This window comes from Alteromonas algae, from assembly GCF_049117195.1.
Taxonomy (GTDB): Bacteria; Pseudomonadota; Gammaproteobacteria; order Enterobacterales; family Alteromonadaceae; genus Alteromonas.
Map to the genome: position 1 here is coordinate 1,223,896 of NZ_CP185260.1, position 12,277 is coordinate 1,236,172.

A 12,277-nucleotide genomic window follows, 5' to 3' on the forward strand; every position below is an offset into this window, starting at 1 on the left:
AACATTACAGCGAATGACTATCCCAATGATTTTAGGGATGGTTATGATGATGAGTTTTGGCCTAATCGATACGTTTTTCGTTAGCTTGCTTGGCACCGAGCAACTCGCAGCGATAAGTTTTACATTTCCCGTTACTTTTACCGTAATAAGTTTAAACATTGGTTTAGGAATAGGGACCTCAGCCATTATTGGGAAGCTACAGGGGCGACGTGAAATTACGGAGTCTCAACAGTATGCAACGGGTTCTCTTACGTTGTCGGTAGCACTAGTAGGGGTATTGGCGCTTATCGGCATTTTTACCATTCAACCAATATTTTCTTTAATGAATGCGCCCCCGCAACTTATGCCATATATCTTTGACTATATGGGAATTTGGTATCTTTCTAGTATTTTTTTATCGCTGCCTATGGTGGGAAATAGCGTATTGCGAGCCTGTGGTGATACCCGAACGCCAAGTATTGTGATGGCTGCAGGTGGCGGTCTAAATGCATTGCTCGACCCGTTATTTATTTTTGGTTTTGGGCCGATACCTGCAATGGGAATTCAAGGTGCTGCGCTTGCCACCCTTATTGCGTGGTGTGTAGGAGCCGCTTGGATTTTGTATATTTTAGCGGTGCAACGACAACTTATGTTGCCTCGTTTACTTACTGTTAATGAGTTAGTAGCCAGTAGTAGGGAAATTTTAAGAATAGGGTTGCCTGCCGCGGGGGCCAATATGTTAACACCAATAGCTGGCGGCATTATGACTGCGGTAGTTGCTAATTACGGCGCCGAGGCGGTAGCCGCATGGGGTGTTGCGAATCGAATGGAGTCGATTGCGTGTATTGTTGTGTTGGCACTTTCAATGACACTGCCACCTTTTGTTAGTCAGAATATGGGAGCGAATAAACTTGCGAGAGTGCAAACTGCCTACGCGATGACGTTAAAATTTGTTCTGATATGGCAGTTCATTATCTTTTTAGTCATGTGGGTTCTGTCTGGGTTAATTGCCCAAGCATTTGCCAAAGAGCCCGACGTTGCGATGCTGATTCAAACCATTCTAATGATTATTCCGCTAGGTTATGGCATGCAAGGTATCATTATACTGACTAACTCGTCATTGAACGCCATGCACCGCCCAATGACAGCATTAATACTTAGTATCATCCGGTTGTTCGTTTTCTTCGTACCTATCAGTATTCTTGGTGGTTATTTGTTTGGGCTTAAAGGCTTATTCTGGGGAACCGTTGCCGCCAACATCGTAATGGCGGGTATATCGTTGATGGTATTTCGCCGCTTAGTTGCTAAGTATCAAGATGATGCTCAGCAAGCGAACGTATAATATTTAGTATTTAACTAACGAGGTAGATGAATTAATGAGTAGAGGTTTTGAGCTTGAGTCAAAATATCAACCTGCTGGCGACCAGCCCACTGCAATTGAGGCCTTAGTCGATGGCTTAGATAGTGGCTTGGCGGCACAAACACTCTTAGGAGTTACAGGGTCGGGCAAAACCTTTACCATGGCGTCTATTATTAATAAGGTACAGCGGCCAACGCTTATTCTTGCTCACAATAAGACGTTAGCAGCCCAACTTTACGGTGAGATGAAGGACTTTTTCCCCAACAATGCCGTTGAATACTTTGTGTCCTACTACGACTACTATCAACCAGAAGCTTACGTACCGAGCACCGATACCTTTATAGAAAAAGACGCCTCAATTAACGACCATATCGAGCAGATGCGCTTATCAGCAACTAAAGCGCTTATGGAGCGTCGAGATGTTGTTATCATTGCCAGCGTGTCGGCGATTTATGGTTTGGGTGATCCCGAGTCGTATATGAAAATGTTATTGCACCTTCGCCAAGGTGACACGATGGACCAACGAGATATTTTGCGTCGATTGGCCGAACTGCAATACAAGCGCAATGATATTGCCTTTGAACGAGGCACGTTTCGTGTTCGCGGTGATGTGATTGATATCTTTCCCGCTGACTCCGAAAAGCAAGCGGTTCGCGTCGAACTATTTGACGATGAAATTGATAAGATAAGTCTGTTCGATCCGTTGACCGGTGCAGTTGATAAGTCGGTGATCCGCGCCACGGTTTTCCCTAAAACGCACTATGTGACGCCAAGAGAAAAAATTCTTAATGCAATAGAGCATGTTAAGGATGAGTTGGGCGATCGTAAGAAGCAACTTCAAGAAGCCAATAAGTTACTTGAAGAACAGCGTATATCGCAACGCACTCAGTTTGATATAGAGATGATGATGGAACTTGGTTACTGCTCGGGTATCGAAAACTATTCTCGTTACCTGTCGGGCAGGGCACCTGGCGAGCCGCCGCCGACGTTACTCGATTATTTTCCTGCTGACGGGTTAATGTTTATTGATGAGTCTCACGTAACGGTATCGCAGATTGGTGCAATGTACCGTGGCGACCGTTCTCGCAAAGAAACGCTAGTCGAATTTGGTTTTAGGTTACCCTCAGCGTTGGATAACCGCCCGCTTAAATTTGAAGAGTTTGAGCAAATTTGTCCACAAACGATTTATGTTTCAGCAACGCCTGGAGATTACGAGCTCAAGAAAACCGAAGGCGACATTGTTGAACAAGTAGTAAGGCCAACAGGGTTGCTTGACCCTATTATCGAGGTGCGTCCAGTAGCTACACAGGTTGACGATGTACTCTCAGAGATTAGAAAGCGGGTTGCTGTTGATGAGCGTGTGCTTATCACCACACTTACTAAACGTATGGCGGAAGACTTAAGCGAGTACCTCAATGAACACGGTGTGAAAGTGCGTTATTTGCATTCAGACATTGATACCGTAGAGCGGATTGAAATTATTCGCGACCTTCGTATTGGTAAATTTGATGTGTTAGTGGGCATCAACTTACTTCGAGAAGGTCTTGATATGCCAGAAGTGTCGCTTGTTGCCATTCTCGACGCCGACAAAGAAGGCTTTCTTCGTGCTGAGCGTTCCTTGATACAGACGATAGGTCGTGCCGCTAGACACCTTAATGGGCGTGCAATCTTATACGGCGACAAGATAACAAAGTCGATGCGCAAAGCGATTGATGAAACAGAGCGCCGTCGAGAAAAGCAGCGTGAATATAATGAGGCTAACGGCATCACACCCACTAGCCTTAACAAACCCATTACCGACATCATGGATTTAGGGGAAAGTGCGCACCCTGCCTCGGGTAAAGTAAGACTGAGAAAAGTGGAAGAGAAGAGCAAGCAGAAGAAGCTTGCGAGTGCGACGGAAATGATGGATCAGATTACCCAGCTCGAAAAACAAATGTTTGAATACGCCCGCGAATTAGAGTTCGAAAAAGCGGGAGCGCTACGAGACGATATCGAAGCATTGCGTAAACAAGTCGTTACTTTATCGTAGTTATGACATAGATTGTTTTCGGTATTGCCTGTGATAACACGCATTTGATTGTTTTTTGTACGTATGTAGCTAAATGTCGGGTAAAAAGGCGAAATTTGGCGTTGTAATCCTAGTCAGTCTTGCATATAGTGCTTATTTGAGTATCTATAACTATACCTATAACAGGTGCCAATATGCTAAATCGTCTACAGGAATCCGATATTAAGTTACTGCGAGTGTTCTATGCAGTAGCAAGCTGTAATGGGTTTACAGCGGCGGAGCCAGTATTAAGAATGCAGCGGCCTAATATTAGTGCCGCCATTAAAAAATTAGAAGAACGTCTTGATCTCGTGCTTTGTCACCGTGGACGCGGTGGCTTTCAAATGACTAAAGAAGGCGAAGTAGTATTTCAAGAAACGAAGCGTATCTTTAACGCGTTCGATAATTTTGTGTTCAATTTAAAATCGCTTCACGACGACTATTCAGGCCATATTACGTTAGTGCTTATGGCTGGGTTACCGCTTTCTATGCACTTAGCCGTGAGTAAAGCGGTGAAAAGTACCATGAAAAAGTTTGATGATATTCATGTCAATATCCAAACGCGCCTTTACAATGAAGTTGAGCACGTCGCGCTGTCAGGCGAATGTCACTTGGTAATATCAAATTACGATATGGTAAAACCCGAGTCAGTGACTTTCCACCCTGTTGGCATTGAAACGCATGGGCGTCTGTATTGTGCCCCTACACACGCACTAGCCAAATATCGTGACACTGATTTACCTGCTGATGTAAAAATAGAGGACTATCCTGCTATTGGTATATCGGGGCTCTCATCAGCAAACTACATTGAAGACGAATCACGTTTAGCTATTCAAACATTCTCTGACTCTTACGATGCCGCTATGTCTGCAATTATGACAGGGGAATATGTGGGTCTACTTCCTGACTATATGGCGAAAGAGCAGGGTGCTGCATTAGGTCTTGTTCCTATTGCAAAGGGAAGCCTGTTTAATTTCAGTCATGAGATGTTCGTGATGAACGGCAAAAATACGCGCTTAAATCCCGTACTGAGACACTGTATTAAAGAACTCACTTACTTTATCGCCGAAAGCCAAAAGTAAGTGTATTGTGATTTTATGTAAGGGCACGCCTTATTGGCGTGCTTTTTAGTTTGTTTCCATAATGAAGCACTTTCTACAGCTAACCGTTGCCTTTTTTATTGGCATCTGCGTTTGCCTTGGTTTCCACCAGTGGGCTGGCCTTCCTATTGTTGTCGCAGCGTCGTTATCAGGGCTTATCTTAAGCACGGTCCGTTGGCCCTCACATCATAAAGATGACGTTAAAGCCTGCTGTTATGCTGGCGCATTTGTGGGCATGTGTTCACCGTCGCTGGCATTAACTGCCACTGATATAATTGTTATCAGTACTATTGGAAGCTTATTTTTTACTGCGCTTAGGCAACATTTTACGGGGGTAGGAGGAAAGCTAGGAGCAATCGCTTTTGTCGCTGTCATCATTGTCATGTCTATAACAGGGAGGGTATAAGTGTTAATCATAGTATTTGCACTGATGGGGGCACTGCTTACTTATACCACCCACCGACACGCTCCGGTTAGCAGTATTCAAGCATCAAGCGGCTTAACGCTATTATGCTATCTCATGCTAATAGTCTTACCCATTGACCCCGATTATTATGCCGCTATTTTCTTTGGTGGAAGCTTTGTTGGAATGACAGCGCCACACAAACTAGGCTACATTGCGGTAGTGTCTGCAGCGAGTATATTTTCGTTATTTTTTGTTGGGGTCGTTCCGTATATCTCAACGTTTGGTGGGGCGCTTGGCTGCAGTGCGTTTATTTCTGTTTGCGCAATACAAGCAATAGCATTGGTGTACCGAAAGTATGTTAGTGCGCCAATAGACGCACCTTAGATAGCCATGCGCAGCTTATTCGTAGAGAAGCGGGTCGGTAGTATCGTTTTCATTAAATGCTTCTAAGCGTTCCTCACAAGCGCCGCATTTCCCACACGCCTTTTCTCTGCCGTTATAGCACGTCCACGTTTGTCCGTAGTCTAACCCCATGGCTAATCCGTCGGTTAAAATAGCGGTCTTACTGACATCTATGTACGGGGTCATTATTTCGACTGGCGTATAGTTAGCAATGCCACACACGTCATTCATTCTATGCACAAATTCAGGGCGACAATCCGGGTATATCGCATGGTCGCCAGAATGGGCGCCATAATACACCTTGGTTGCGTCTAAGCTAACCGCGTAGCCCACGGCAAGAGACAATAAGATCATGTTTCTATTTGGCACCACCGTTTGTTTCATACTGGGTTCTTCATAATGACCCTCGGGCACTTCAATATCTGACGTTAAGGACGAACCGCCTATTAGTGTATTGATTGCACTTATATCGACAATCTTGTGTGCAATACCCAATGAGTCACATACGCGAGCGGCGTAGTCGAGTTCCTTCTTATGGCGCTGACCATAATTAAAAGATAGTGCGTGTACCGTTTTTCCTTCCCTTACTGCTTTGTGCAGCACGGTGAAAGAATCCATTCCGCCAGAATAAATAACAACAACGTTTTCAGACATGATTTTCATTATTTAAAAAATTATCCCCGAATTTTATGTGATCCTTGGTAAAATCCCAACACACAATTGTAAAAGGGCGAAATTTTGTCTGTATTGACTACGCTAAACATCAATGAAATGTTTGAAACCATCCAAGGTGAAGGTGCCCATACCGGTATTCCTTCGATATTCGTGCGTCTTCAAGGGTGCCCAGTCGGGTGTCCGTGGTGTGACACCAAACATACCTGGGTTATCAAGCCTGAATTAGCTATCACGCCAATCGATGTTATTAAAAAATCCGAAGAAACAGAGCATTTCTTTGAATGTAACGAAGACCGTTTACTGTCTCTTTTCGAAGAGCAGGGATACGTGGCAAAACATGTTGTGATCACGGGCGGTGAGCCGTGCATGTACGACTTACGGCCGCTCACAACGTGTCTTCATGATAGGGGCTATACGACACAGATAGAAACAAGCGGGACGTTTGAAGTGCTATGTGACTCACGTACTTATGTCACAGTGTCACCGAAGGTAAATATGAAAGGCGGCATGCCGGTCCTCACCAGCGCGCTTGAGAGAGCCAACGAGATCAAGCACCCGGTGGCAATGCAAAAACATATTGATGAACTTGATACATTGCTAGCAATGATAGATTCTACTGAAGGAAAGCAAATTTGTTTGCAACCTATTAGCCAACAAGCCCGCGCGACAACGCTGGCGGTAGAGACCTGCATCAAACGCAATTGGCGTCTATCATTACAAACACATAAGTTTATTGGGATAGAATAAACGACTAGGTAAAGGAGTGGAGCGTGCATAAGATAACGTACTTACTTATCGGGGTTGTGTTATTAGTTGGGTTACCAGCAAGTAGCAACGCAGCGCTGTGGACGATAACCTATCCGCGGGCTCTAGATGATACTGACACCAGAAACGAATATCCCACGGCATTGTTAAAGCTTGCGTTAGACAAAACGGGTGTTAATTATGAAATGCGCCCCTCCGATCGTATTTTACTGACAGGGAAAGCAATGCGTCAGTTGCGAGAGAATCGTGAAGTCAATGTCGTATGGAGCATGACTGATACGCAGCGCGAAAAAGATCTGCTACCCATTCGAATCCCCATTACAAAAGGGCTAATTGGTTTACGCGTTTTTGTTATTGAAGAAAATCGTCGGTCTCAATTTGACAATGTGGCGACAAAGCAAGATTTATTGAGCCTTGTGCCCCTTCAAGGAGAAGAGTGGCCTGATACGAAAATATTGCAAGCAAATGGGTTTAATGTGTCCACCGTCCCCGAGTTTAAAGAAGGATATGAAATGCTAGCGCTGGGCCGAGGGGACTTTTTTCCTCGTTCTGTGACCGAAGTCACGGCAGAGTTTGCCGAAATGGGAAAAGCAAAAAACCTTCAGCTAGAGTCTTCCTTGGTGATGTATTACCCCACGGCAATGTACTTTTTTGTAAGTAAGAGCAACCCTATACTCGCAAAACTGATTGAAACTGGCCTTCAGCGCGCCGTCGACGATGGGTCGTTTGACGTTCTCTTTGCGCAAACATATAGAAAAACGCTTAAGGACTTAAACATTCCAGATAGAACCTTGTTTACATTAGAGAATCCGTTGCTGCCTCCTAAAACGCCACTCAGCGACGAACGTTTGTGGTACTTCCCAAACTAATTATTCAGCGTGTATCAGCACTAGCTGCACCATCAAAAAAGCGCGCCATAGGGCGCGCTTTTCGCAGGTTCTACAGGGTTATGATTTACCGCCTGCGTGAACATCTTTCATTGAACGGCCCGAGGGATCGGCGTTATTTTTAAAGCTCTCGTCCCATTCCAAGGCTTCCACGGTACTGCATGCAATTGATTTACCGCCAGGTACACACTTTGCAGCGCTCTCTTGAGGGAAGTATCCTTCAAAAATAGTACGGTAGTAATACCCTTCTTTGGTGTCTGGTGTATTAACGGGAAAGCGGAACTCTGCTGAGGCTAGTTGTTGATCAGCAACTTCAGCGTCAACAAAATCACGAATTGAATCAATCCAAGAGTACCCTACGCCATCACCAAATTGTTCTTTTTGGCGCCATAGCACTTCTGCTGGAAGTGTCTCGCCATTATCGAAGGCTTTACGAAGGATCCACTTCTCCATTTTGCCATCAATACACATTTTGTCTTGAGGGTTTAAGCGCATCGCTACATCAATAAAGTTTTTATCGAGGAAGGGTACACGAGCTTCTACACCCCACGCTGATGTGGCTTTATTTGCACGAGCACAATCGAACATGTGAAGGCGGTCAAGTTTACGAACAGTCTCTTCATGAAACTCTTTTGCATTAGGCGCTTTATGGAAATAGAGATAACCACCGAAGATTTCATCTGCCCCTTCGCCTGATAACACCATCTTAATACCCATCGCTTTGATTTTACGCGTCATAAGATACATCGGCGTGGCTGCACGGATAGTTGTGGTGTCGTAGGTTTCTAGGTGGTAAATAACATCACGAATCGCATCCAAACCTTCTTGGATTGTAAAGTGAATTTCGTGATGCACCGTGCCTATCATATCAGCTACTTTCTTCGCTGCTTGTAAATCAGGCGCACCTTCTAGGCCAACAGCGAAACTGTGTAAACGGGGCCACCAAGCATCCGTTTTGTCTTCATCTTCTACGCGTTTAGCGACGTATTGGGCTGCAACCGCAGACACTAATGAAGAGTCAAGGCCACCTGATAGCAATACCGCATACGGCACGTCGGACATCATGTGTGACTTAACCGCTTTTTCAAAGGCGACTCGCAAATCGTCTAAATTGGTCGTGTTATCTTTAACTGCATCATATTGCATCCAATCACGCTTGTAATACTTCGTGATTTTTCCATCCTTACTCCACAGATAGTGGCCTGGAGGAAATTCACTTATCGTTTTACAGATAGGCGCTAATGCTTTCATTTCTGATGATACATAGAAGTTACCATGTTCATCGTAACCCGTGTATAGCGGAATGATACCTATATGGTCACGGGCAATGAGGTATGCATCTTGTTCTTCATCATAAAGAATAAATGCAAACATCCCTTCAAGATCGTCAATGAAGTCTATGCCTTTTTGTTGGAACAAAGGCAAAATGACTTCACAGTCAGAGCGTGTTTTGAATGGATAGGGTGTATCTAATGCTTCAGCAAGCTGCTTGTGGTTGTAAATTTCACCATTAACCGCAAGTACTTGCTTATCATTCTGACTGATAAGAGGCTGTGCCCCTGTATCTACGTCGACAATGGCCAATCTCTCATGACAAAGAACGGTATTGTCATTATTCCAGATACCCGACCAGTCAGGGCCACGGTGGCGCAATAGTTTAGAAAAATCCAGGGCTTGGGTTCTGAGTTCAGACACATCGGTTTTGATATCGAGGATACCGAAAATACCACACATAAAACGAGTTCTCTCTGTTCACTTGTTGAAAAAATAATGAGATTTTCTGTCGGGGATTACTCACGAGTGAGCGGGCGGATGTGTTGTTTTTGTTTTTACCATTCGCTTCCCCTTGAATGTGCCAGTCTGACAGGAAATTGCAACCCTATTATGATGAGAAAATGGAAATTCTTATTCCTTTTTACGTAATTTGTTCAAATAATGAGAAATACCATCCTAACAAGGATAAGAAATTAGTATCGTCACCATCATTTTTTTGATGCATTAAACTGCTATTCCAACCCTGTATTTAAGCGCATAATCCGGCCGTTTTATTCTTTCAACGGTATGATATATGCAATTTTCAAATGACAGGGTATCGGTATTTATAATTCCCCACTTCAGTGCATCATCTGAGTTAATGGGAAGCCTTGGTTCTCGTTACCGAGATGCAGTACAAATTGATGTGACCGGCGGGGAAGCCTGGTTATTTGAGTACGGTGTTATCGTATTTTGGGGCGTTGACGAAGACGAGAAGCTTGCGCTATTGCATCGATTACACGTGAGTGAGTCGGTGTTGAAAGGGCAACACCAAGAACATCTGCGCTTCAGTGTGAACAGCGAGGCATTGAAATTACAGCAAGACCTTATCACACTGTCGAGCAACGATGTGCTGCTACGCTTGTCGGTAAGTCATGGCTTAGCCCAGTCGATCAAACTCAACGAGTATGAGCAAAAGGCGCAAGATACTATTTCTCAATATGCGTATCTACCTCACACGCTTGCTGAAACTGGAAAGATTAAGCTTGGCAGAAAAGCACTGGCAAAGGTGCGGGGCCATTTATTCAGTACCAAGAGCGATATATTTTTACATTACGGTTTATTAGATACCCCAGAATTTTTCTGGGAGTACCCCGAGTACGAATATGCTTACAGTGCAACCTCTCGCTATTTAGATATTCGACCGCGAGTAGAATTACTGTCTAACAAGCTTGATGTGATTCATGAGCTGTTTGAAATGTTAGCCGATGATTTAAATCATAAGCATTCATCGTTTTTAGAGTGGATTATTATTATCTTAATTGCATTTGAAATAGCGACCTTCGGCGCGGAAGAACTAAAAGCGATACTAATGTAACGTGTTATTAGTCTATTCGTTTAGCGCTATAGTCAAGACATCGATAAAAAGCCCCGACTATGCGGGGCTTTTCATTTTAACGGACACAAAGCGTAAGGTTAATAATTACGCTGAAACTCGCTACTTTCATTCCATTTCGGCCACATGTCAGCATTTGCGACACCTACGCCCACATCAAAAAGCATTTGTGTGTCTTGCACAATACCGCTTAAATCCCAATCATCACGGTACTCGTCACATACCTGGTGATAGCAGCCCGTAACAATTACATTCATGCGCTTGCGATACTTTGCAGTCTCGTCGTCTGCGGGCTCATTTCCGCCCTCAGCGTAAAGGGCAGGGACCCCTTGTTTGGCAAAGCTAAAGTGATCCGAACGGTAGTAGTATCCGGCTTCAGGTCTATCTTCTCTGGTTATGGTTCGCCCTTGTTTTTGCGCAGCTGCTTTTAAATACTTTTCAAGCTCAGATTTCCCCATCCCTACAACAGCAACATTCTTGGTTTTCCCTAGGACATTCATGGCGTCCATGTTGATGTTTGCAACCGTTTTATCGATAGCAATAACAGGGTTACTTGCATAATATTTACTGCCTAACAACCCTTGTTCTTCTGCGGTAACCACCAAAAACGAGACAGAGCGTTTAGGCGCTGGGGTAAGGTTTGCATAGGCTTTTGCCATTGCAAGAATAGCGGCAGTGCCTGTCGCGTTATCGTGTGCGCCGTTGTATATTTGGTCGCCTTCTTTGCTTTCATCCTTACCTAAATGATCCCAGTGTGCCGTGTAAATAACATGCTCATCTGGCTTGTCGCTCCCCGGTAAGGTTGCAATAACATTGTGGCTCAACGACTTTTTAAACGTATTATTGACGGTGATCGACGCAGATAGTCCCAGTGGCGCATGATAAGGGCCTTTCATCGCTTTTGCTTTTTCTTTGGAGAAGTCTAAGCCTGCATCAGCAAATACTTTTTCTGCGGCGCTTTTAGTCAACCAGCCCTCAACTGCTACGCGACTTGCGCCCTTATCTTTGCTGACTAAGCCATACTGTGGACCACTCCAACTATTGGCGACAACCGACCACCCGTAAGATGCTGGTGCTGTTTCATGAACGATGATTGCGCCCGCTGCGCCTTGTCGGCTTGCTTCCTCATATTTATAGCTCCAGCGACCATAGTAGGTCATCGTGGTACCTTGGAACTTGCCGCTATTGGGGTTTTCAAAACCAGGGTCATTGATGAGGATGACGACTGTTTTGCCTTTTACGTCAAGCCCAGCATAGTCGTTCCAGTTATACTCAGGGGCATTGACACCATAGCCCACAAATACCAATTCTGAGTTCTCAAGCGATACGCTATCTTGCTCACGCTTCGATGAGGCGACCATATCGTCTTTGTACACAAAAGTATTATCGCCAATGGTCATAGCCATATCAGTGCCGGCCGTTATTTCCATTAACTCTACTTGTTGTAAGAAGCTATCGCCGTTGCCAGGCTGCAAACCCGCCGCCTCAAATTCGCTAATTAGGTAGTCAAGGGTCTTCTTTTCACCCTCAGTGGTAGGAAGTCGACCTTCAAATTCATCAGAAGCGAGAATTTTAAGTGGCTCTCTTATGTCTGCATCGCTTATTGCATCGTAAACCGAATCGAAGTTTGAAGCTTCCGACACGTCTTTTACGGTGCTCGATGATGCTGTTTCGTTAGGAGTACATGCACTGACGCCGATAACGGCAGGTATCAGTAAAGGCAAAAACATTTTTTTCATTGTTAGTCTCAGTTTGCTCTACAATAGCGTTCCAGTATAGAGAAA

The 12,277-nt window shown here is 44.5% G+C and carries 11 protein-coding genes; 8 read left to right on the forward strand and 3 right to left on the reverse strand.

Going from position 1 to position 12,277, the window contains the following annotated elements; translation table 11 throughout:
• The first annotated feature begins 46 nt into the window (after nt 1-46).
• The 5 genes from ACOJRU_RS05485 (at nt 47) to ACOJRU_RS05505 (ending at nt 5,279) form a co-directional block, all read left to right on the forward strand.
• Nucleotides 47-1,321 (forward strand): MATE family efflux transporter, encoded by a 1,275-nt coding sequence (locus ACOJRU_RS05485; RefSeq protein WP_421134726.1) that lies wholly within the window; start codon nt 47-49, stop codon nt 1,319-1,321.
• Between the two features lie 34 nt (nt 1,322-1,355).
• Nucleotides 1,356-3,371 (forward strand): excinuclease ABC subunit UvrB, encoded by a 2,016-nt coding sequence (gene uvrB, locus ACOJRU_RS05490; protein WP_421134035.1) that lies wholly within the window; start codon nt 1,356-1,358, stop codon nt 3,369-3,371.
• 173 nt (nt 3,372-3,544) lie between these two features.
• Nucleotides 3,545-4,471 carry a LysR family transcriptional regulator gene (locus ACOJRU_RS05495; protein WP_421134036.1) on the forward strand — a complete coding sequence of 309 codons (927 nt, stop codon included), beginning with the start codon at nt 3,545-3,547 and terminating at the stop codon, nt 4,469-4,471.
• 61 nt (nt 4,472-4,532) lie between these two features.
• Nucleotides 4,533-4,895: a hypothetical protein gene (locus tag ACOJRU_RS05500; protein ID WP_421134037.1), complete on the forward strand. Its 363-nt coding sequence runs from the start codon at nt 4,533-4,535 to the stop codon at nt 4,893-4,895.
• On the forward strand, nt 4,896-5,279 hold the full coding sequence (locus ACOJRU_RS05505) for a hypothetical protein (protein ID WP_421134038.1): 384 nt from the start codon (nt 4,896-4,898) through the stop codon (nt 5,277-5,279).
• A 15-nt stretch (nt 5,280-5,294) separates the two neighbouring features.
• On the opposite strand, the gene queC is transcribed toward ACOJRU_RS05505, so the two are convergent.
• Nucleotides 5,295-5,951: a 7-cyano-7-deazaguanine synthase QueC gene (queC, locus tag ACOJRU_RS05510; RefSeq protein ID WP_421134039.1), complete on the reverse strand. Its 657-nt coding sequence runs from the start codon at nt 5,949-5,951 to the stop codon at nt 5,295-5,297.
• A 93-nt stretch (nt 5,952-6,044) separates the two neighbouring features.
• Here queC and queE point away from each other — a divergent pair, with 93 nt between their 5' ends.
• Together queE and ACOJRU_RS05520 are read left to right on the forward strand one after the other, a co-directional pair.
• Nucleotides 6,045-6,719 carry a 7-carboxy-7-deazaguanine synthase QueE gene (queE, locus tag ACOJRU_RS05515; RefSeq protein WP_421134727.1) on the forward strand — a complete coding sequence of 225 codons (675 nt, stop codon included), beginning with the start codon at nt 6,045-6,047 and terminating at the stop codon, nt 6,717-6,719.
• Nucleotides 6,720-6,742: 23 nt separating this feature from the next.
• The gene (locus ACOJRU_RS05520; protein WP_421134040.1) at nt 6,743-7,606 is read left to right on the forward strand and encodes an amino acid ABC transporter substrate-binding protein; all 864 of its coding nucleotides are present in this window, start codon (nt 6,743-6,745) and stop codon (nt 7,604-7,606) included.
• 78 nt (nt 7,607-7,684) lie between these two features.
• Here the strand turns inward: ACOJRU_RS05520 and asnB are convergent, their stop codons facing one another.
• Nucleotides 7,685-9,358, reverse strand: a complete 1,674-nt coding sequence (gene asnB / locus ACOJRU_RS05525) for an asparagine synthase B (protein WP_421134041.1) — start codon at nt 9,356-9,358, stop codon at nt 7,685-7,687.
• Between the two features lie 334 nt (nt 9,359-9,692).
• Here asnB and ACOJRU_RS05530 point away from each other — a divergent pair, with 334 nt between their 5' ends.
• Nucleotides 9,693-10,475: an RMD1 family protein gene (locus ACOJRU_RS05530; RefSeq protein ID WP_421134042.1), complete on the forward strand. Its 783-nt coding sequence runs from the start codon at nt 9,693-9,695 to the stop codon at nt 10,473-10,475.
• A gap of 98 nt (nt 10,476-10,573) precedes the next feature.
• Here the strand turns inward: ACOJRU_RS05530 and ACOJRU_RS05535 are convergent, their stop codons facing one another.
• Nucleotides 10,574-12,232, reverse strand: a complete 1,659-nt coding sequence (locus ACOJRU_RS05535) for a M28 family metallopeptidase (RefSeq protein WP_421134043.1) — start codon at nt 12,230-12,232, stop codon at nt 10,574-10,576.
• Nucleotides 12,233-12,277 lie beyond the last annotated feature (45 nt).